Below are 20,997 nucleotides of genomic sequence, written 5' to 3'. Positions count from 1 at the left end.
TTAATGTGGAGGCTTATAATGAGTGTATTATTTGAAAATGGCAGCCTGAAAGTAAGAGAACTGGAAGAAAGGGATAAATTAAACCTTGTACGCTGGCTGCAGGATCCGTCAGTACTGGAATATTACGAAGGCAGAGACAATCCTCATTCACTGCAAATGGTAGATGAGCATTTCTATAATCGGGACCGGCATGTGGCAGCCTGTATTTTTGAATGGGAAGAAACAGAACTGGGATATATTCAGTTTTATCCGCTGGAAGAAGAAGAAAGGGAGAAATACGGATACCTTCCGGGTATTTCTGTCTATGGTACAGACCAGTTCATCGGGGAGTCAAAATGTTGGGGAAAAGGAATCGGGAAGCTGCTCGTTCAGTCAATGATCAGCTATTTAATAAAAGAAAAGGGAGCAGACCTGGTAGTCATGGATCCCCAGACATGGAATGAAAGGGCCATTGCCTGTTATGAGAGCTGCGGAATGCAAAAAAGAAAGCTTCTCCCGAAAAACGAATACCATGAAGGTGAATGGAGAGATGCCTGGCTGATGGAATATGACAAAAAAAGCGGGATAGAATTGTAAAAAAGGAAAATAGGTAAGAACACCATAAAAAGGAAGCAAACTCAACTGAGTTTGCTTCCTTTTTTATAGGGCAGTATCTGAGCCCGAGACAACACTTTCTCTTTTTGCCCGAAGGAACCGGACAAAGTTCATGACAATTGTTTTTACAACCGCATACGTCGGAATTGCAAGGATCATGCCCAGAATTCCTGCAAGGTTTCCTGCCACAAGCAGCAGAATGATAATGGTAGCAGGATGTGTATCAAGTCTTTTGCCGAGTATCAGAGGAGATAGGATATTCCCTTCAACCTGCTGGGCAACGGCAATGACGATAATCGCCAGGATGGCCTTGGCCGGGGAATCGAACAGTGCGATCAATACAGCAGGCGCCCCGCCGAGAAATGGACCGACGTAAGGAATGATATTCGTAACAGCGACAATCAGCGCCAGAACGAGGGCATATGGCAGGTCAATGATCATATAGCCGATGAAGGCCAGAGTCCCGACGAATAAAGCTACGGTCACCTGTCCCTGTATGTATGCTGCCAGGGTTTCACCTGTCTCCTTCAGTGTCTTTAAACCTTCACTCCGATAAGAAAGAGGGAGGAATTTGGATATGGCAGCCGGAAATCTTCCGCCATCCTTGAACATATAAAAGAGCAGGAAGGGAACCGTTACAATCGTGACTGTAATATTGGCGACAAGGCTGAATACATTGGAAATTCCATTTGTCACCCTGTCAGGGATTGTGTTGGCAAACTCCATCAATGACCTTTCCAGATTTTCAATCGGGACATAGTCCTGGTTCATAACCCATTTGAACTGCTGCGAGCTTGAAAGATTTTCTATGTAGATTCTTGTTCTTTGTGCATATGTCGGCAGATCATTGAATAATGCTGTAACCTGCTTTGAAATGATAGGAACAAGGCTGCCGATCACCAGGACGATAAGCCCGATGATAATCAGGTAGATGATTATGATGGCAAGGGTCCTCGGCAGTTTTCTTGCCTGGAGGAAATTGACGACCGGGTTAAGCAGAAAATAAAGGAAGCCTGAGATGATAATCGGGAAAAACAAGGTAGACACAAAGATTCCGATTGGTTCAAATAAAAAGGAGATTTTGGATGATACGTAAATGATGGCCACAATCAGAAGGATCTGAAGGGACCAGAATTGGATATTTTTTTTTGTCACAGAATTCACCTTTCGCTTTCGCTTTCTTCCTGTAAAAAGTATAACAGAAGTTAGGATAATTTTCCTGATAATTGCCAGGCTATGTATTTTAGGCGGACATCACCATTCGAAGTGCAAAATAAAAAGACCCAGATTGGCCCTTATGTTTGGAATTGTATAAAAGATCTTTCTTTGTTTTTGTCCTTCTCTCAGACATAGCAATCAATGCATAAGGGCTTCTTTTGCTTTCCGGATTTCTTTTTCCTTCACGCACCATTTTAGCGCGCAGCTTCTTCGCTTTGGATTTAGCCATTTAATCTACACTCCTGTCTTTATGGAATGTATTTATTTTATAATATCCAGGTCACTCAAACAATGGGTTCCTGGTCCGCGGAGCTAATTTTTTTCTGAAAACTTCTGCTTTGCCTGTTTCAGTCCGGCGGCCAATGATTTCTCGAATTTACCTGGTCCATTCATATAGCGGCAAATTCCAAATATGGATCCCTCTTCAATGATCATAAGCAATAATAGTATAGGGATGATTGCAGGTAAAAGATTTATCACAGATTATGCCTCCCAACCAGTCATATATAAATCTTATGAAAGGAAGGGAGGCTTGATGATCATTTTTATCCTCTGATTCCGGGACTTTCTCTCAACACAGGAAGGGTGCAGCAGCGGAAGGCTCCCCCGGACTTAATGATTTCCGTTATATCCACTTCGATCACCTCGAAGCCTCTTTCTTTCAGCTGGCTGTTGACATTTTCATTTACCGTCAGACTGAAGATCTTTTTGTCCCCGATGCATAATACATTCGTGCCCAGGGAAAATTGTTCTTCTTTGGTTACTTCTATCAGGTGATACCTGGATTTGATGTATTCCAGTGCTTTCGGCTCAATTTCTCCTGGGAAAATCAAGGCTTCGTCTTCAGATATGACATTGAAGACACAATCCAGATGAAGGAATTTATCTGTAAAAGGGACCGTAATTACCTCATGATCAGGCAGAAGTGATTTCAAATGGGCAGCGGCTTTCTCATTTGTCCTGTCACTCAAGCCAACATAAACAGTGTCGCGGTCTATGACGATATCTCCGCCTTCAATTTTTTCTCCTATCAGGTTGAAATAGGAAATTCTCTCCTTCTCCAGCCATTCCTTGAACACATCCTCTTCTCCCTGCCTGATCCTGCTTGCCATTTCGGCCACAAACACCGTTTGGCCAAGCGTAAAACCGATATCCCTCGTGAATACCTGTTCAGGATATTTGCCCCTGGCCGGTAGGAGGGAAACTTCCACACCGTATTGCTCTAGTGTTTTGACAAAATTGCGGTGCTGCTCCAATGCCTTGTCAATATCAATGCCTTCTTTCAGAAAATGGCGCTGGGTCTCGTTGATCACATCTTTGATTGTCATATGCTCCGGTTCACATAGAACCACTTTTTTCAGCCGGTCATATTCGCTTCCAACATATGCCGGCATATCTGGCGTTTGCTTTACCATAATATCCTCCTAAGATTAGGTTACTTTCCTTACTATTCACCTAAACCAGGACAGTTATGAAAAAAGCTCATACTATCCCGGGGACTGGCTTCATATACTAGAGGACATGCATCAGCCAGGAGTGTTCAATCATGATTTTAAAAAAAACGGCTATCGTCCTTACTGGATGCCTACTTCTATCTTTGGGAATAAACGGTTTTCTAATCCCTAACAAGGTTCTCGACGGCGGTGTCATCGGGCTGGGTTTGATCTGCAACTACTTATGGGGATTTGAAGCAGGATTGTCCATCCTGCTGATGAGCATTCCGATATTTGCTCTTGCCTGGTTCAAGGATAGAGGTTATTTTTTCAACAGCCTGCACGGTTTGCTGTTGTCTTCCATTTTAATCGATATCATGAACCCGGTCAGCCGGTCACTTCCATATATCGACCCTGCAATCGGCTCTATAGCCGGCGGGGCGCTGGTCGGCCTCGGCATAGGCTTAATGCTCCGCTATGGCACCAGCACCGGGGGAACAGACCTGCTGGCGCAATTTATCGCAGACCTTTCAGGAATAAATGTGGGAATAGTGATTTTATTGATTGATTGCCTTGTCATATCAATCGGAGGCCTGCTGGTTTCAGGCGATACTTTCATGCTGTCCCTTATCACGGTCCTGACAGTAGGGCTGGTCACAAGCTTATGCACCTATCGGGCAGCAAAAGAGTAAGGAGGGCAGTGTTGGAGTCAAAAAAAAAGCCCTTACTCAGGGCTTTCTTCTTCAGCCAGTTTCCTGACCTCTATAAAAACAATATGATGGCCTTCCAGTTCTTTGACTGTAAAGGAATAGTTTTCCTCGATGATTTCTTCCCCCTGAACGACATCATACCGCTGGGAAAGGAACCAGCCGCCAAATGTGTCAACATCCTCTTCAGGCAGGTTTGTGCCAAGGAGATCATTGACATCTTCAATAAGAACCTTTCCGCTGATGATATAATGCCCCTCAGCCAATTTGCGGATGTCGGAGATTTCATCTGCATCAAATTCATCACGGATTTCACCGACAATTTCTTCTATGATATCTTCTACTGTCACAAGCCCCGCTGTCCCTCCATATTCATCCAGCAGCAGGGCCATATGGGTGCGCTCCTTTTGCATTTTAAGGAGAAGATCATGAATCGGTATTGTCTCAATGACCCTGATGGCAGGCTTCATGAAAGCTGTGATGGGTGAACCTGTCAGCGTTTCCCTTTTTACAGTGGCAGTCAGGATGTCCTTGATGTTGACGATTCCTTCAATATTGTCTTTATCTCCATTTATGACCGGATAGCGTGTGTACTTTTCCTCGCGGATGGTACCGAGGATATCCTCCACGCTGTCATCGATTGAAAGGCTGACGATTTCAGTCCGCGGCACCATGATTTCCTTGGCAAGCCTGTTATCAAATTCAAAGATGTTATTTACATAGGTCAGCTCTGATTTATTGATTTCTCCGCTCTCATAGCTTTCGGAAAGAATGATCCGGAGCTCTTCTTCTGAATGGGCCAGTTCATTTTCTGATGCAGGCTTAAGCCCGAACAGGCCGGTAAGGATCCTGGCTGAACCATTGAGCGCCCAAATGAAAGGGAACATCAGCTTATAAAACAAAATCAGCGGCTTTGCAAACAACAGGGTAATTCTTTCTGATAGCTGAATGGCCATGGTCTTTGGAGCCAATTCGCCGACCACTACATGCAGAAAAGTAATGGAAGCAAAGGCAATTCCGAAAGATAAAAGATGGGTTAGCGATGGATTAAGCTCCAAACTTTCAAAAAGGGGATGAAGCAGCTTCTCGACAGTGGGCTCTCCAAGCCAGCCAAGACCCAGCGCTGTGATGGTGATACCCAGCTGGCAGGCAGAAAGATATTCATCCATATGGGTAATCACATGCCTGGCCGCCTGGGCCCCAGGTTTATTTTCTTCAATCAGCTGGTCAATCCTCGAACTTCTGACTTTGACAATTGCAAATTCTGCTGACACAAAAAAAGCGGTTAAAGCAATTAAAAGTGCAACTAATACCAAATTGATAAATATGTCCAACGAATCGCCTTACAGAGTAAGGCTTACACCTCCTGGATGAGTAAAAAAGTCTACTGTAAGTTCCGGCAGGAGGGCTACATCAATAACAGGAGAATGGTCTGCATGAGGGATATGCTTTCAGCAGAAAGGTGCTTTTTAAGAGCTTCCTTCTTCAGTCCTTTATCCTCCAGATTTTGGAGCAGCTCGGAAAGCTCCTTATCCAAACCGGATATCTTTACTTTAAGTGTTTCATAATCGATAAGATCTGATTCTTTTTCCTTTAGCCTGTTCTTTATTTCTTCCAGTGAAAAGCTGTTCCTTTTGCACTGTTCGATATATTTAAGGGTGTCAAGAGCTTCTGCATCATAGTAGCGGTAGTTGGAAGCAGACCGTCTTGCTTTAATAAGGCCGATTTGTGTGTAATAATCTACCGTCCGCTTCGTTACATTCGCCCTTTTTGCAATCTCTCCGATTTTCAGTTTCTCTGCCCCAAACTCATCGCCTCCCCAGCAGAACGTTTTAGTTATAGTGAAAATGATAATCCTATTTATTTAAAATCACAATCATAAAGTTTTGGCGGTAATGGAATTTTCTTATCAGGATAGGGTAAAACCTATAAAAAGGACAGGGAGGAATTATTTTATGGACTCTACACATCCGTTTTGGCAGACTGTGCTTTCATTCTTGCCGCTGATTATTATTGCGGCAATTGTGGTCGCCTTTCTCGTCTACCGAAAAAGCAAGAGCAGGCGTTAGCAGGGCAAGGCCCGGCATTGAGCCGGGCCGCATTTTAGTTGAAATAGCGGGGCAGCTTCATTTACCATGATACATAACCGGGTTCCAGGCAATCCTGTCTCTATATTAATAAAGGAGGGAAACTGACCGATTTGGCACACCGCTGTTCGCATCCTTATCGAATATACAGCAGAAAAGTGGAGTGGAATGTACAAAAAGTGATTGAAACGGAATATCACCTCCACCTTTATGATGACCGGGTCGTTGCAGAAGACCGCGAGTTCCGGCTGGCTGATATCTATGATGTCTCCTACCGGGAACAGTCTTCTTTCGGGTTTTTATACTTGCATACAAACCATGGCCTTTATCCCTATAAAGTTTATATCAGCCCTGAGGACTTCATCAGGCAATACCGCATTGCTGCGGGCAAGGCCTATTAATCAGGCTGGCTGAGCATCCTGGCAGGGTGCTTTTTTTTTCGCCTGAAACAGTGCGTATGAGCGACTAATTCGGCTTCAGAAGGGTAAAGATAGGCAGACTAGCAGAGGAGCTGATTCCATGAAAGAAAGTTCATCATCCAACCGTTTTCTCCCGGTTGCTTCTGCAACAAGCGGAGATATGAAAAATATCACCCCTGATGTCCATTGCCTGCCGATTCAAATTGTTAATGTCTTTTATGCTGAGCTAAGCGATGGCTCAGGTGACTGGGTGCTGATAGATGCAGGCATGCCAAAATCAGCTGAAAAAATTATTGAAGCAGCAGAAGATCTCTATGGCGTGGGAGCCGCACCGAAAGCAATCGTCCTGACCCATGGGCATTTTGATCATATTGGAGGGATAATCGGACTGCTTAAAACCTGGAAAGTGCCAGTTTATGCACATGAGCTTGAACTTCCATATCTGACAGGGGAGAAAGATTATCCTAAGCCTGATGCCAGTGTCGAGGGCGGGATGATTGCCAAGATGTCACCGCTCTTTCCGCATGAAGGGATTGATATTAGTGAATATATCCATCCGCTTCCTTCTAATGGTTTTGTTCCTCCATTGCCGGGCTGGAAATGGATCCATACACCAGGACATTCTCCTGGCCATGTATCCCTGTTCAGAGAAGATGACAGCCTGCTCATTGCAGGGGATGCTTTTGTGACGGTGAGGCAGGATTCCCTTTATAAAGTTCTTGTCCAGGAAGAAGAAGTGAACGGGCCGCCCCGTTACCTAACTACCGACTGGAAAGCCGCAGAAGAATCTGTCATCAAGCTGGCTGCTTTGAACCCTTCGGCCGCTGGAACAGGGCATGGCCGTCCGATGTCCGGCCCGGAATTGGCAGAGGGTCTGCAGAAGCTTGCCGATCATTTTGGCGATCTGGCTGTACCGGACCATGGCAAATATGTCGACGGGAATGCATAAAATGTCCTGTCCGGCCCAAACTAGAGATTAAAAAGGGGCTGGACTGCATGATTTTCTATGCATGCGTGAAGTATGAAGAACATGATCCTAATTCTTATAAAGGGATTGAAGTCACCACACTGGGATCCAATGATAAAGTGGCCGAATTCGAATCTTATGATCCGCTTGAAGATTACCGTAATTTTTCCAGCTGGGCTGAGAGTGTAGGCGAAAATAATGTAGGATTCTGCGACACATTCAAGGCTTTTGCCCATGATTACCGGCAGGTATCAGAAGAGGATTCAGAAAAGATGATCTCCATGCTGTATGGGGACCATGGCAGCTGCGGCTATGAATATTACTGACAGGCTTTTGAAGCTGTAAAAGCAGAAAAGCCCTGGTTATCCAGGGCTTTTCTTACTGCTGCTCTTCATCAAAATAACTCTCAAAGGCAATCCGGTCTGTCAGTTTTTCATTTTTGTAATATGGATTTTCTATTGTTGAGTTCTCAGGATCCAGATTGGTCTTGATGACGAGGAAAGGCACCGAAGAATGCTCTGCAATGAGCCTGTCATCCAGCTCCCTGAAATCTGGCATTTTTTCACTTCCCGGCTTAATGGGGTCCATGCTTCCACCTCCTGATCTTAGGTTGCTGCCGGCAGGAATGCGCTATCCAGGAAAGCGGTGGAAAATAGAAAAACAGATTGCTTCAGACCTGATGCAGGTGCTGCCTACATTGTTTTTCGGGAGAAAAGGGGGCTAACCCGTCTTGCCCGGCATGATCTGCAAAATGAATTGCTTGGCCTGTTCATCAATGAAGAGGCAGTATTCCTCCTGATCCTTTAGGTCGAGCAGATTTCTCAGCTCCATTGGTATATGGATGGAACCATTATCAGAAACAAGCCTTTTATTTTCAGTACTCTTCGGATCTGCTTTTCTGATTAAGATCTTCTTGTCTTCATCTTCAAACTCCAGGTCGGCAAGCCGGCCTGGAAGAAGGTCGAATTTTTTTCTCCAGGGACTTGGAAGAAGGACTTTTCCGGTCTTAGTAAAATTTTTGCATTTATAGACGCTTTGCATCTTAACACTTCCCCGATTTTTTTTTACTGGCTCTCTGCTGGATAACGTTTTCGAGCTTACTTACTACATAGCACATGACGGAGCGAAGAAAACCTCTTATTGCATAGGAGGGGGAAAAAGGGACATTTTTAATAACGGAGCTTCGTTATCTGGAAGAATAAGAAGAGGATGAGAGTTTCAGCTTAAGTTTAATTAGGGAAAAATAAGGAGAAAGTACAAAAGGGCTGCGCCCTGTCATATGCCTATCGAAAAGGAGGAAGAAAGATGAAGGATGAAAAGAAGCTGATGAGCGAGGAAGAGCTTGATGCCCTCCATCATGTAATGGAAGAACAGATTGCATATATTCTTGTTGATGAAGAAGAAGAAAGATCCAGGGAAGAGCACAATGCTGAAGGGTGAAAAAAGGGGGGAGACCCCCTTTTTATGTGAATGAAGCAACCTCAACGCCTCTGTCCTTTAAGGCGGCATGAAGCGTCGCCGCAAACTCGAGCGCTTGGAGACCATCGCCGTGGAGGCATATGGTGTCTGCTTTAATCATGATCTCTTTTCCGTTCCGGCTGACAGTTTTGTTTTCAAGAACCATTCTCAGTACCTGGCCGACTGCTTCTTCCGCAGTAGTGATCAGGGCATCACTGCTTGATCTCGAAACAAGCGTACCGTCATCTTCATATCTCCTGTCCGCAAACACCTCCTGCGCAGCTCTGATTCCAATCCTTTCCGCTGCCGAGGTGCTTTCACTGTTATGGAGCCCAAAAAGCACGAGTTCCTCATCCGCACTCTGGACAGCCCTTGCTACCGCCTCTGCAAGCCGTTTATCTCCCGCACACATATTATAGAGCGCCCCATGTGGCTTTACATGGCTGAGCCTTCCGCCTTCTGCTTTCACAAAAGCTGAGAGTGCGCCAATTTGATACAGGACAAGGTCGAAGGCTTCTTCCGGACTAATTTCCATTTTTCTGCGGCCAAACCCCTGGAGGTCAGGCAAACCCGGGTGTGCACCAATGGCAGTCCCATGCTGAAGGGCAAGCTTCACTGTTCTGCGCATTGTCCCTGGATCTCCGGCATGGAACCCGCAGGCAATATTCGCGGATGTGATATAAGCCATGATTTCCTCATCAGATCCGATCTTGAAGCTTCCAAAGCTTTCGCCAAGATCACAGTTCAAGTCAATTTTCTTCAACAATGTGCACCTCTTTCTGCCATTTTTCATTGACGGTTTTTGTAAGGGATCCTATTGTTTTTACCTGTTCCAAATATGCCATTTGTGCCTCATCCAAGGAGGCAGGCGCAAACCTGATCTTATCTCCCGGTTTTTTCTGTGCCAGTATAGGAAGGTCTGCCGACAGGACTTGAGCGATTTTCGGGTACCCGCCTGTTGTCTGCCTTTCAGCCATCAGAATGATCGGATTGCCGTCAGCAGGCACCTGCACTGTTCCAAATGATACTGGTTCAGTTATCATTTCAATTTCCCTTGCCTTTGCTAGTGAAGGGCCCTTCAGCCTGTATCCCATCCTGTCAGAATCTGGAGAAATCGTAAATTCCTGTTCTGAAAATTGGTTTATAGCATCAGAAGAAAACCATTCAGACTGCCTGCCGGGCATCACCCTGATCTGATCCTGATGAAGATAAGAGGCGAGCGAGGGTGAGAAGCTCCAGCTTCTGCTGAATCTGCAGGAGGTTTGTCTGATGGGGAGGACATCGTTCTTTTCTAATATCCTGCCATCCAGGCCGCCGAATCCTGCTTTCAGATATGTGCTCCTGCTTCCCATCTGGCGAGGCACCAAGATGCCGCCATGGAAGGCCAGATATGTACGGCACCCTGCCTTCATCCTGCCAAAAGAAAGAACATCTCCTTTTTTTGCGGCGATCGGCTTTCCGCCTTGAATATTGCTGCCGCTCAGCTTTGCTTCTGTTTCAGCGCCAAAGAAGCTGAAGATGATATCTTTTTCGAAAAGCAGCCGGGGGCCAATCAAGGTAATTTCAAGAGCTGCTTCATCATTGAAATTGCCTGCTGCCAGATTGGCAAGCGTGTAAGAGAAAAGATCCATCGCACCTGAAGGCGATACGCCGAGATTTTGGTATCCTTTCCTCCCTGCATCCTGGACAGTTGTCATCAGTCCCGGCTTCAGAACTTTTATTCCCATAGGCTGCCGCCCCCTGACTGAAATTCTGCTTCTTTGATCGGAATGAAACGCAAACGGTCTCCGGGCTTTAGATAGCTGGGTTCTTCCCTTTTTGGATCGAATAACGCTATCGGTGTTCTTCCGATAATCTGCCAGCCTCCAGGGGTCTCCGAAGGATATATCCCTGTCTGCCCGCCGGCAATGCCCACCGAGCCGGAGGGAATCTTCAATCTTGGGGAAGTTTTGCGCGGAGCCGCTATGCGCTGATCCATCCCGCCCAGGAAAGGGAAGCCGGGTGAGAAGCCAAGAAAGTAAATCTCATAGTCTCTTTTACTATGTATCTCTATAACTTCTTTCTCCGATAATCCATTTGAACGGGCTACAAAAGGCAGGTCCGGGGCGTGGGCTCCTTCATAGCAGACGGGGATATCCAAGAGCCGCGGAGAGTGGACATCCAATTGTATTTTCTCTGCAAGCATTTCAGCAATCAAGGATGAGGCTGCTTCAAAGGGAGATAAGGTTCCGACGGCATAAGGATCATAATGAACAGCCAGTGTATGAAAGGCAGGAACGCATTCAATCATGCCCCTGAAAGGTTTTTTGGATAAAAGGGAAGCCGCTTTCCTGACCTTTTGATTGCTTCCCGGGTCGATGCTGCTGCCAAATTCAAGGATGATGCAGCTGTCGCCTGCAGCATAGGTATGATAATGCATATTTGCACCAGCTTTCTCTAAGTAGTCAGAAACAAATGAGTATACTGACTATTGTACAAGATAGCCACCTGATTTAAAAGGCAAGCTGGACCGGCACTTTAAAAAGCCAGACCATCAAAAGGATGATCACAGTTGACAGGCCGTAGGACACTAATGGCCGAATATGATGAAGCCTGATCATGATGTACATCACCGGGTAAAAAAGAAGCTCCATCCAATATTGATAGCCATTCTCAAAAACAATCATCCCTGTTGCAGCAAAGGGGAATTCAGCTGCAAAGGAAAGGACACTCCAAAGGATAATATACCGAAGCCGGCCATGCTTCTCCGGATAGAATGTCAAGTATAATACTGTTATGGTCGGAAGTATGGCGAATGCATGAAACAGCTCGCCAGCAAAATGTGATTCTAATGGAATGCTTCTGTGCTTCCACAAAAGATGATCTTTGCAGATAAAATTATACAATAACACCAATACAGAGGTATAAAGCATGGTAGGGTGGAAGACACGCCAGTTTTTCCATGCTTTCAAATAGCCGGCGCAAACAGCCAGGATAATGGATAAAGTAATATTCATTTTCTGCACCTCAATAGAAGAAGTCATTATATAATTTACTTTTTTTGTAAAAAATACTCCCCCGTTAGAGCTCTTTTCGTAAAGATTGTCTCTTTTAATTATTTGAGGGAACAGCAAACCTTGAAATAAGCGGAGAATTTCCGTTCAAGAAGAGCAAAGTAGCCCATTTTCCTGTTTTTGGAGTCGTTAGTCGGAATTTCTCCCTCTATTTAAACTGTTTTTAAAGGCTTTTCAAGCTCAGAGGGAATTTCTCCGCTTATATTTCAGCCTGTCACTGAATCTACCATTCAGGTCCGGGAAGCCTCCGTTCTTTAATGGATGGGCGGGGATTGAGCTTAAATAACGATTGCGAAAAAGCAAAAATCAATGCGAATAGAGCCTTACAAAAAATACAGCATCGCAGCTCCTGTATGTCAATCAAACATTAATTACACAAGATTAAAAATTTTAAATGCCTGCACAGCGAAAAAGCCTGCCGTTACTGGCAGGCCTCCATATCAGTTTTTCAATACATTAAAATAGCGTGCTTCCGGATGGGCAAAAACCATGGCTGAAACCGAAGCTTCCGGCTCCATCATAAATCCTTCTGTCAGGTCTATGCCAATTTCCTCCGGCTTGATCAGATCAAAAAGCTTCCGCTGATCTTCAAGCTCCGGGCAGGCGGGATAGCCGAATGAAAAGCGCTGTCCCTGATATTTTGCTGAAAACCTCTCTTTCATAGTAAAGTCTACAGGATCAGGGAAGCCCCAGCGGTCACGTATTTGCCTGTGGACAAGTTCAGCAAAACCTTCTGCCGTTTCAAGCGCCAAAGCCTGCAGGGCATGATTTTCAAGAAAGCGGCCTTCCTTTTTAAGTATTTCGGCAGTCTCCCTTACAGCATTGCCTGCAGTAACAGAGAAAAAGGCGACATAATCCATTTCCCCGCCACCAGCAGGCTTCAAATAATCGGCAAGGCACAAAAATGGCTCAGTCTGCTGTCTTGGAAAATCAAATACCTCTAATATCCTGCTGTGGTCGTCCTTATCATAGATGATGACCTTGTTCCCGTCAGATTGAGCAGGAAAAAATTGATAGACAGCACTAGGTATGATCCAGCCCTCAGTTTTCGCCTGCACGATAAGGGAATCTACAGTATCATTCAATTTCAATGCCTTCTCATCACCTGACTCAATGAGACGGCTGATATTGCCCTTAAGCCCCAAATGATGCCCTAAAAGCATCTGCCGGTTAATATAAGGCTCAATATGCCCAAGTGTATAGGATCTTAGGACATGCCGCTCCAAATCCTGCGGAACAAAAACCGGTACATCAGACCGGACTGAAGGCCTCACCTTAAGTGCAGCAAGAGCTCCTGTTTTTCTTTCTGTTAAAGCAGAAGGGAGGGGGAGGGACCGCTTTGCCTCTTGCTCGGCAAGGAGCCTGTTGTATTCCGGCTCATCACGGAGCTGATCGGCTATTGATAATCCATTCATCGCATCTTTGGCATACATCACGAGGCCATTGTATTCTCTCGATATTTTCGTATCTGTGAATTTCCTTGATAGTGCCGCACCGCCGACGAGAATAGGGATATCAATGCCTGCCTGTTTCATATCAGAAGCGGTGATGACCATCTGCTGTGCGGATTTAACAAGCAGGCCAGAGAGTCCGACCATATTGGGCTTTTCCTTTTTTACTGCTTCAACTAGCTCAGAAGGTGATACTTTGATGCCAAGGTCGATTACTTCGTACCCATTATTACTGAGAATGATATCAACAAGGTTTTTGCCTATATCATGAACATCTCCTTTTACAGTGGCAAGAATGATTTTCCCTTTGCCTGATGAAGTTCCTTTCTCCATAAATGGTTCAAGATAGGAAACCGAGGCCTTCATCACTTCTGCACTCTGCAGCACTTCGGCGACAATCAGCTGGTTGTCGTTGAACAGTCGGCCGACCTCTTTCATCCCATCCATCAAGGGTCCATTTATAATTTCAAGAGGGGAACTGTACTCCAGTAAGGCTGCTTTAAGGTCTTCCAAGAGGCCTTCTTTTGTACCTTCTTTTATATAATAGGCAAGGCGTTCAGCCAGGCTCATATCAGGAAGAAGGCTTTTTTCTTCCTTTTTCTTGCCCCGGTAAAATTCTGTGAACTGTGCGAGTGTTTCATCCGTAGTTTCAAATAACAGCTTTTCTGCCAAAGCAATTTCTTCACTTGCTATACTGGCAAACCGCTCAAGTTTTTCTGTATTCACAATTGCATAGTCCAATCCCGCCTGGGTACAGTGATAGAGGAAGACGGAATTAAGAATCTCCCTTCCAACCGGAGGCAGGCCAAAAGAAACATTGCTGATGCCAAGAATCGTTTGTGTCTTTGGAAAGCGTTCTTTTATTAGGCGGATACCCTCAACAGTCGCTTCTGCCGAACCGATGTATTGTTCATCACCTGTCCCAACCGGGAAGACGAGCGGGTCAAAAATGATGTCCTCAGGAGGAATCCCATATTTTTCAACCAGAAGGGTATAGGAGCGGGAAGCAATTTCAAGCTTTCTATCTGCACTCACTCCCATGCCTTTCTCATCTATGGTTCCGACTACCACTGCTGCCCCGTACAGGCGTATAAGAGGGGCAATAGCCTCAAATCTTTCTTCGCCATCCTCCAGATTGATAGAGTTGATCACGGATTTTCCCTGCAGGTAAATAAGGGCTTTTTCTATAACTTTCTCATCTGTAGAATCTATTACAATCGGTGCTTTTACTTTTTTAGTTACTTCTTTAATGAAGTTTTCCATATCTTCCAGTTCATCCCGATCAGGGTCAGCAAGGCATATATCAATAACATGGGCGCCATTCTTGACCTGTGCCCTCGCGACTTCTGACGCTTCTTCAAACTTTCCCTCGGCAATCAGTCTTCTGAACTTCCTGGATCCTATGACATTTGTCCGCTCGCCGACCATGATGGGGCGGAGGGTTGGGTCATCATAGATGAGCGGCTCAATGCCTGATACTTTATGGGCAGATGCTGCAGAGATTTTCCGCGGTGCAAAATGTTCCATTTTATCTGCAATTGCCTTGATATGCTCCGGTGTAGTTCCGCAGCACCCGCCGACGATGTTCAGCCAGCCCTGTGAGGCAAACCCTGCAAGCTTTTCTGCGAGCGATTCAGGTGTTTCGTGGTAGCGCCCTTCTTCATCAGGCAGCCCGGCGTTTGGATAACAGCTGACAGCAGCATCTGCAAGCGAAGATAATGACCTGATATGCTCCTGCATAAATTCAGGTCCTGTAGCGCAATTAAGGCCGACAGCCAGCGGTTTCATATGCTCTAGGGAAATATAAAAAGCTTCAATTGACTGGCCCGCGAGTGTCGTCCCCATAGGTTCAATTGTACCTGAAACAATAAGGGGGAGAGTGATGCCGGTTTTTTTGAAGGCATTTTGTATCCCAATATATCCTGCTTTCACGTTGAGCATATCCTGGCTGGTCTCAAGAAGGAGGAGGTCCGCTTTGCCATCAATTAATCCGCAGGCTTGTTCCTCATATGACAATGCCAGCTCTTCAAATGTCGTTCCTCCTGTGACACTAAGTGTTTTTGTAGTAGGTCCCATAGATCCGGCAACAAAACGCGGCCATGAAGGAGTGCTGATCTGATCAGCCGCTTTCCTTGCAATCAAAGAAGCAGTTCTGTTGATTTCATAGGCTTTTTCTTTAAGGCTGTATTCATCAAGGACAATGCTTGTGGCCCCGAAAGTATTGGTTTCAATTATATCGGCACCGGCCTTAAGATAGGCAAGGTGGATTTCTTTAATAACCCCCGGTGCTGTAAGATTCAAGTATTCATTGCAGCCATCATACTGTTCGCCGCCAAAATCTTCAGCAGAAAGATCAGCTCTCTGCAGCATCGTTCCCATGGCGCCATCCATGATCAGGATTTTATTATTCATTCTTTCAGATAGAGAAATCTTTGGCATTCCTGCTCCTCCTGGCTGTCTTCAGCTTCTCGCTGCGCGCATATGCGGCAAGCTCCGCTGTCAGTTCATACTTCATAAACGGGGTGATTAAATAGATGCCATTGAACAGCTCTGCTGCTGCATCAATCAGCTCTTTGCTTATGCTGATCCCTTCGCGGACTGACTGGAGGGGGTCATCTTTCAGGCTGTTCATACGTTCCCTGATTTTGTCGGATATTTTGATGCCCGGCACCTCATTATGAAGGAAATCAGCATTCCTGCTGCTCGTCAGAGGCATGAGGCCGATATAGATCGGCTGTTCCATATGTTTGGTAGCCTCATATATTTCCATAAGCTTCTCTTCCGAAAATACAGGCTGGGATATAAAATAATCCGCTCCGCACTCCGCCTTTTTTTCGAGCCTCTGAACTGCCTTCTCAAGAGAACGGACATTTGGGTTAAAGGCAGCAGCAACAGAAAATGCAGCTTTTTGTCCAAGATCCTTGCCTGAAATCGAGCGGCCTTCATTCAGCTGCTTGATCATCTGAATCAGCTCGAAGGAGGACATATCATATACGGAAGATGCGCCGGGAAAATCGCCGACCCTTGCAGGATCTCCGGTAATGGCAAGAATGTCATGGAGTCCCAGTGTATGAAGGCCCATTAAATGGGATTGCAGCCCAATGATATTCCTGTCCCTGCACGTCAGGTGAATGAGCGGACGAAGCCCCAGCCTGTTCTTTGCCAAATAGCCGAGTGCTTCATTTGAGATCCGGGGGGATGCAAGCGAATTATCGGCAAGTGTAATTGCGTCAATGCCTGCGTCTTGAAGAGCCTTAGCCCCGGCAAAAAATTTATCCGTTTCCAATTTCCTTGGCGGATCCAATTCAACGATGACTGACTGTCTCTTTTTCACAAGATCCTGGAGCGGGGGAAGATCCCTTTGGGCCTCTTTTGGCATAATCCGAATTTTAGCCTTTGGTTCCCTGACTTCCTTTTTCTCTAAAGGAGGAGATCCTTTTAATTCATCTGAAAATGCACGGATGTGAGCAGGAGTGGTGCCGCAGCATCCTCCAAGCAGCCTTACCCCCTGGTTCCTGAAAGCTTTGGCAGACTGCCTGAAATATTCTGCATCGCCTTCGTAATGGAATTTTCCATCCGTGTATGCAGGCAGGCTGGCATTCGGATATGCGGACAGGTAAGCCTTCTGTGGCAGGGGCACCTCCTCAAGCGTCAGCAGCATATGATGGGGGCCAAGCCGGCAATTGAGCCCGACGATATCCGCGCCGAGCGCATCCAGCCTGGACAGCGCTTCGCTTATGGGAGTGTGATCCTGCATAATACCCGTCTCCTGCAGTGACACCTGGGCAATGAGAGGGAGGGCTGTTTCTTTCCTCGCGATCGAAAGGACAGTTTCCAGTTCCTTGAGATCATAATAGGTCTCAAGAAGGATCGCATCCACCCCTTCCATCAGCAAGCAGTAGAGCTGCTCCCTGAAGCTCCTTTTTATTTCTTCTATAGATATTGAGTGGGGTTTGATCCCGCGGTTTCCGCCAATCGTTCCGGCCACAAAGGCATGATTTCCCGCAGCCTTCCTCGCAACAGTGACAGCGGCACTGTTTATTTCCTTTACATGGTCCTCCAGTCCGTAGCGCTGCAGCTTGAGATAATTGGCTGCATAGGTGTTGGTCTGGATCAAAGTTGCACCTGCATCTATATAAGCTTGGTGGATATTTTGAATATGGCCTGGCTGTGATACATTAAGTTCTTCAAAGCAGAAATCTGTACCATAGGAATAGAGGAGAGTGCCCATCGCTCCATCTGCTATGATGATCTCTTTTTCCATTTTATCCAGCAGACTCATAGTTTTACCCTCGCTGTATGGCATGTTCTCTCTGCGGCAGAAAGTGCTCTGCTGAAATCGTGTATTAAATCATCCGGATTTTCGAGGCCTGCAGAAAGGCGGAGAAGGGAGTCGGATATTCCGCGCCTGCTTCTTTCGGGTGCAGGCATGGAGGCATGAGACATCCGGGCTGGCCAGGAGAGTATCGACTCGACAGCGCCCAGGCTTACTGCAAAAACCGGGATTTCCAGAGCATCAGAGAATTTCCGCAGCGCATCTTCGTCTTCAAGCTCAAAAGACAGCACAGCTCCCGGCCCGGCAGCCTGTTCTCTCTGCAGCTTAAACTGCGGATGGCTCTCAAGCCCAGGGTAATGCACTTTTTTCACAAGTGGGTGATTCTCAAGGAAAAGAGCAATTTTCTCTGCTGTTATCATGGACTGCTGCAGTCTGACATGAAGGGTTTTCAAACCCCTCAGCACCAGCCAGCAATCCTGCACACCAAGGACAGCACCAAAGGAATTCTGCAGAAAGGCCACTTTCTCAGCCAGCACTGGATCTTTTACTGCACAAAGGCCGGCAACGACATCACTGTGTCCGGAGATAAATTTCGTCGCACTGTGAAGGACAATATCTGCCCCAAGGTCCAGCGGCTTTTGCAGTTGGGGGGTCATGAAAGTATTGTCAACGAACGTATAAGCATCTTTTTCCCTGGCAATCTCAGCAATGCTTTTAATATCGGCAACCTTCAAGAGGGGATTGGAAGGTGTTTCAACATAGAATAGTTTTGTATGTGGAAGGGCAGCCTCTTTTACTTCTTCTAAATTAGTCATATCTGCGAAGGTGTAATCAATTCCGTAGCGCGAGAGGACCTCTGTGACCATCCTGTAGGTGCCTCCGTATACATCCTCTGAAATGACGACATGGTCTCCCTGGGAAAGAAGAAGAAAGCAAGTGGAGATGGCCGCCATACCGGAAGAAAACGCAAATCCTCTGGTTCCGCCTTCAAGTCCTGCAATTACTTCTTCAAGCGCCTCTCTTGTCGGATTTAGGCTTCTTGAGTAGTCATATTTGCCAAAAGACTCAAGATCCTTTTGATGAAAGGTGGAGGCATGATGAATCGGGACGCTTACAGCCCCTGTAACCGGGTCTGTTTTATGTTTATTGTGCAATAGCTTTGTTTCGAATCTATAACAGTCTTCGTTCATTTTGCATTCTCCCCTTCCACACAGCCACTGAAGGCCTGTTCCAAATCTTTCATCAAATCTTCCGGATCTTCGATGCCAACAGAAAATCTAAGGAGCTTGCCGCAGATTCCATTGGCTAATCGGGTCTCTTCCGGGATGTCAGCATGTGTCTGTGTGGCAGGATAAGTAATAAAGCTTTCAGTTCCGCCAAGACTTTCGGCGAAAGTAATAAGGTTCAGCTTCTGCAGGAATAGATCTGCCCAATTTTCTTCAAGGATTCTGAAGGAGAGCATTCCGCCTTTTCCGGGATACAGCACTTCCTCTACATATTCATGGCTGTTCAAGTATTCAGCCAGTTTACGAGCATTGCTTTCATGCTTCTTCATCCGGAGGGCAAGGGTCTTCATCCCTCTCATCAGGAGCCAGGAATCAAATGGGCTTAACACTGCTCCTGCAGCATTATGGTGATGGGCAAGGGAGGCACATAACTTCTCTCCTCGTGCCGCAATGAGGCCTGCGAGCACATCGTTATGGCCGCCCAGATATTTTGTAGCACTGTGTATGACGATATCGGCCCCCAGTCTGATTGGCTGCTGAAGGACCGGCGTAAAAAAGGTATTATCGACGATCAGTAGAATTCCATGCTGGCGGGCGATTGCAGCCATAGCCTCAATATCAGCCTGCTGCATGAGCGGGTTGGTCGGCGTTTCCAGGAATATTGCTTTCGTATGAGGCGAGATTTGCCTGCTTACCGCATGGATATCAGAGGTATCTGCGTATTTTGTAACCAGCCCCCATTTGGCAAAACCCTGCTCAAGCAGCCTGTAGGTGCCTCCATAAAGATCCTTTGACACCACCAGCTCATCACCTGAACGGAATAGAGATAAAACAACGGAGATGGCGCTCATGCCCGAACTGCAGGCATAACCCTGATCAGCTCCTTCAAGGCTGGCAATTGCCTGCTCAAGTATTTCCCTAGTTGGATTTCCCGTCCGGACATAATCATAGCCGTTGGACTTGCCGAGTCCTTCATGTCGGTAAGCTGTAGAAAAATAAACCGGAGGGTTGACGGTTCCTGTATGCTGATCGCTTCGATTGCCAAGCTGCGCCAATAATGTTTCTGTTTTCACCAATATGTTCACTCCTTTTTTGCACAATGCTTTCATGCTCCATGGAAAATAAAAAAAGTCTTCTATAAGAAGAAGACTTTTTGGATGCAGCACTTGTCATTCTTCTTATCTTTCAAGCCCATAAAGGACCTGCAGGAATTAGCACCTTTTCAATATTATCCATTGAAGGTTGCTGAGGCTTCACAGGGCCATACCCTCTGCCTCTCTTGATAAGAAATACAGTTATTGAATTTTCTATACTTTACAATATTAAACCAGTAAAAGTCAATGAACTTTCATAATATTTTAAAAATATGATCTCAACCCTCGATCAGATTCAGGACAGATACATCCAATTCCTTTTCAGGTTCAGCCCTGGAATATATCCTCGCTGTCCTTGTCCTTTCATCCACATGCTGTATGATTACAGATTCACCTTCATAGCTGACTTTAATAGGATCAGCAGACATAAGAATTTCTTTTGCCCTGCCAATATTCATTTTCATTCCTCCTTGGAAAGTATCGTTATATTTTTTGTACAGCCGGGAGAAATATATGCGGAAGAAAAGAAAAAATGGGAATTTATTTTTGTGAAAATTCAGCTCTTTTGCTTTAGAATAGAAGCAAGAAAAGGAAAGTGAAGGTGAGTCCATGCAAAAACATATGAAAAATCGCTGCTTATTGTATGAATGCATTCAAGACGGAGAGCTGATCGAAGAGGCAGGCCATATTCCATTCCAGCATGCGGACACCCTGGTCAAGGGCCCTTATGACTTTCCTTTGGACAGAAGACAAGAATGTCTGCACAGCATAAAGAGCAGGAAAACAAAACAGCTGGGCATTAATATAGAAAGAATATAATGGGGGACTGCACATAAAAACGCCGGGTCAGGCATTGTATTAGATTACTAAGTTGAAACATAGGAAAAAAATAAAACCGGGAATCTTTCCCGGTTTTATTTTTTACTATTAGAATAATAAACGCTGTTTATTCACAAGAATCCCTTAATCCTTTACAGTCCTAAAGTTAGATATCTACCTATTATAACATTACTA

General features: G+C 45.7%; 23 protein-coding genes and 1 riboswitch. Of the genes, 6 read left to right on the top strand and 17 right to left on the bottom strand.

The window, feature by feature from the left end; all coding sequences use genetic code 11:
- Positions 1–18: 18 nt before the first annotated feature.
- Entirely contained in the window at positions 19–576 is a 558-nt protein-coding gene (locus RBB45_RS03555) for a GNAT family N-acetyltransferase (protein WP_306009103.1), read from the top strand.
- A gap of 63 nt (positions 577–639) precedes the next feature.
- On the opposite strand, the gene RBB45_RS03550 is transcribed toward RBB45_RS03555, so the two are convergent.
- The 4 genes from RBB45_RS03550 to RBB45_RS03535 all read right to left on the bottom strand — a co-directional run bounded on the left by RBB45_RS03550 (position 640) and on the right by RBB45_RS03535 (position 3,227).
- Positions 640–1,749, bottom strand: a complete 1,110-nt coding sequence (locus tag RBB45_RS03550; RefSeq protein WP_094768986.1) for an AI-2E family transporter — start codon at positions 1,747–1,749, stop codon at positions 640–642.
- Positions 1,750–1,837: 88 nt separating this feature from the next.
- The gene (locus RBB45_RS03545; RefSeq protein WP_306009102.1) at positions 1,838–2,041 is read right to left on the bottom strand and encodes a hypothetical protein; all 204 of its coding nucleotides are present in this window, start codon (positions 2,039–2,041) and stop codon (positions 1,838–1,840) included.
- An 83-nt stretch (positions 2,042–2,124) separates the two neighbouring features.
- Complete coding sequence (locus RBB45_RS03540) at positions 2,125–2,292, bottom strand: hypothetical protein (protein ID WP_022543874.1); 168 nt, start codon at positions 2,290–2,292, stop codon at positions 2,125–2,127.
- A gap of 65 nt (positions 2,293–2,357) precedes the next feature.
- On the bottom strand, positions 2,358–3,227 hold the full coding sequence (locus RBB45_RS03535; RefSeq protein WP_009793755.1) for a dimethylarginine dimethylaminohydrolase family protein: 870 nt from the start codon (positions 3,225–3,227) through the stop codon (positions 2,358–2,360).
- 131 nt (positions 3,228–3,358) lie between these two features.
- Between RBB45_RS03535 and RBB45_RS03530 the strand changes: the two genes are divergently transcribed.
- A complete protein-coding gene (locus tag RBB45_RS03530) occupies positions 3,359–3,937 on the top strand; it encodes a YitT family protein (protein WP_022543873.1) in 579 nt (192 codons plus the stop codon).
- A gap of 32 nt (positions 3,938–3,969) precedes the next feature.
- On the opposite strand, the gene RBB45_RS03525 is transcribed toward RBB45_RS03530, so the two are convergent.
- Together RBB45_RS03525 and RBB45_RS26245 are read right to left on the bottom strand one after the other, a co-directional pair.
- Positions 3,970–5,286, bottom strand: coding sequence for a hemolysin family protein (locus tag RBB45_RS03525; protein WP_009793757.1), 1,317 nt, complete (start codon positions 5,284–5,286; stop codon positions 3,970–3,972).
- A gap of 74 nt (positions 5,287–5,360) precedes the next feature.
- Positions 5,361–5,729: a MerR family transcriptional regulator gene (locus tag RBB45_RS26245; protein ID WP_224950349.1), complete on the bottom strand. Its 369-nt coding sequence runs from the start codon at positions 5,727–5,729 to the stop codon at positions 5,361–5,363.
- 423 nt (positions 5,730–6,152) lie between these two features.
- Here RBB45_RS26245 and RBB45_RS03520 point away from each other — a divergent pair, with 423 nt between their 5' ends.
- From RBB45_RS03520 to RBB45_RS03510, 3 genes are all read left to right on the top strand, one after another.
- Complete coding sequence (locus RBB45_RS03520; protein ID WP_022543871.1) at positions 6,153–6,440, top strand: hypothetical protein; 288 nt, start codon at positions 6,153–6,155, stop codon at positions 6,438–6,440.
- 118 nt (positions 6,441–6,558) lie between these two features.
- Positions 6,559–7,407, top strand: a complete 849-nt coding sequence (locus tag RBB45_RS03515) for an MBL fold metallo-hydrolase (RefSeq protein WP_371931548.1) — start codon at positions 6,559–6,561, stop codon at positions 7,405–7,407.
- Between the two features lie 47 nt (positions 7,408–7,454).
- Positions 7,455–7,751 (top strand): hypothetical protein, encoded by a 297-nt coding sequence (locus tag RBB45_RS03510; protein ID WP_009793762.1) that lies wholly within the window; start codon positions 7,455–7,457, stop codon positions 7,749–7,751.
- A gap of 52 nt (positions 7,752–7,803) precedes the next feature.
- Here RBB45_RS03510 and RBB45_RS03505 read toward each other — a convergent pair whose 3' ends face one another.
- Entirely contained in the window at positions 7,804–8,013 is a 210-nt protein-coding gene (locus RBB45_RS03505; RefSeq protein WP_009793763.1) for a hypothetical protein, read from the bottom strand.
- Between the two features lie 132 nt (positions 8,014–8,145).
- The gene (locus RBB45_RS03500) at positions 8,146–8,466 is read right to left on the bottom strand and encodes an AbrB/MazE/SpoVT family DNA-binding domain-containing protein (RefSeq protein WP_009793765.1); all 321 of its coding nucleotides are present in this window, start codon (positions 8,464–8,466) and stop codon (positions 8,146–8,148) included.
- A gap of 264 nt (positions 8,467–8,730) precedes the next feature.
- Between RBB45_RS03500 and RBB45_RS03495 the strand changes: the two genes are divergently transcribed.
- Positions 8,731–8,865 carry a hypothetical protein gene (locus RBB45_RS03495; protein WP_009793766.1) on the top strand — a complete coding sequence of 45 codons (135 nt, stop codon included), beginning with the start codon at positions 8,731–8,733 and terminating at the stop codon, positions 8,863–8,865.
- 22 nt (positions 8,866–8,887) lie between these two features.
- Here the strand turns inward: RBB45_RS03495 and RBB45_RS03490 are convergent, their stop codons facing one another.
- The 9 genes from RBB45_RS03490 to RBB45_RS03450 all read right to left on the bottom strand — a co-directional run bounded on the left by RBB45_RS03490 (position 8,888) and on the right by RBB45_RS03450 (position 20,441).
- Positions 8,888–9,646, bottom strand: coding sequence for a LamB/YcsF family protein (locus tag RBB45_RS03490; RefSeq protein ID WP_009793767.1), 759 nt, complete (start codon positions 9,644–9,646; stop codon positions 8,888–8,890).
- Positions 9,633–10,610: a 5-oxoprolinase subunit C family protein gene (locus tag RBB45_RS03485; RefSeq protein ID WP_306009101.1), complete on the bottom strand. Its 978-nt coding sequence runs from the start codon at positions 10,608–10,610 to the stop codon at positions 9,633–9,635. Before RBB45_RS03485 ends, RBB45_RS03490 begins: the two co-directional genes overlap by 14 nt.
- Entirely contained in the window at positions 10,601–11,302 is a 702-nt protein-coding gene (gene pxpB, locus RBB45_RS03480) for a 5-oxoprolinase subunit PxpB (protein ID WP_306009100.1), read from the bottom strand. The genes RBB45_RS03485 and pxpB overlap by 10 nt, the downstream gene beginning before the upstream one ends.
- Before the next feature lie 73 nt (positions 11,303–11,375).
- On the bottom strand, positions 11,376–11,879 hold the full coding sequence (locus RBB45_RS03475) for a CBO0543 family protein (protein ID WP_306009099.1): 504 nt from the start codon (positions 11,877–11,879) through the stop codon (positions 11,376–11,378).
- 497 nt (positions 11,880–12,376) lie between these two features.
- A complete protein-coding gene (gene metH / locus RBB45_RS03470; RefSeq protein WP_094768992.1) occupies positions 12,377–15,826 on the bottom strand; it encodes a methionine synthase in 3,450 nt (1,149 codons plus the stop codon).
- On the bottom strand, positions 15,804–17,669 hold the full coding sequence (locus RBB45_RS03465; RefSeq protein WP_129612177.1) for a bifunctional homocysteine S-methyltransferase/methylenetetrahydrofolate reductase: 1,866 nt from the start codon (positions 17,667–17,669) through the stop codon (positions 15,804–15,806). Before RBB45_RS03465 ends, metH begins: the two co-directional genes overlap by 23 nt.
- On the bottom strand, positions 17,666–18,853 hold the full coding sequence (gene metC / locus RBB45_RS03460) for a cystathionine beta-lyase (protein WP_009793773.1): 1,188 nt from the start codon (positions 18,851–18,853) through the stop codon (positions 17,666–17,668). The genes RBB45_RS03465 and metC overlap by 4 nt, the downstream gene beginning before the upstream one ends.
- Complete coding sequence (locus RBB45_RS03455; protein ID WP_371931555.1) at positions 18,850–19,998, bottom strand: methionine biosynthesis PLP-dependent protein; 1,149 nt, start codon at positions 19,996–19,998, stop codon at positions 18,850–18,852. Before RBB45_RS03455 ends, metC begins: the two co-directional genes overlap by 4 nt.
- Before the next feature lie 66 nt (positions 19,999–20,064).
- A riboswitch (SAM riboswitch) is annotated at positions 20,065–20,178 on the bottom strand.
- Between the two features lie 83 nt (positions 20,179–20,261).
- Positions 20,262–20,441, bottom strand: coding sequence for an H-type small acid-soluble spore protein (locus RBB45_RS03450; protein ID WP_035402568.1), 180 nt, complete (start codon positions 20,439–20,441; stop codon positions 20,262–20,264).
- Positions 20,442–20,997: the final 556 nt, after the last annotated feature.

The sequence above is a fragment of the Bacillus sp. MMSF_3328 genome, assembly GCF_030733525.1.
Classification (GTDB): domain Bacteria; phylum Bacillota; class Bacilli; order Bacillales; family Cytobacillaceae; genus Bacillus_AB; species Bacillus_AB infantis.
This window is presented reverse-complemented; position numbering and strand designations above follow the sequence as displayed.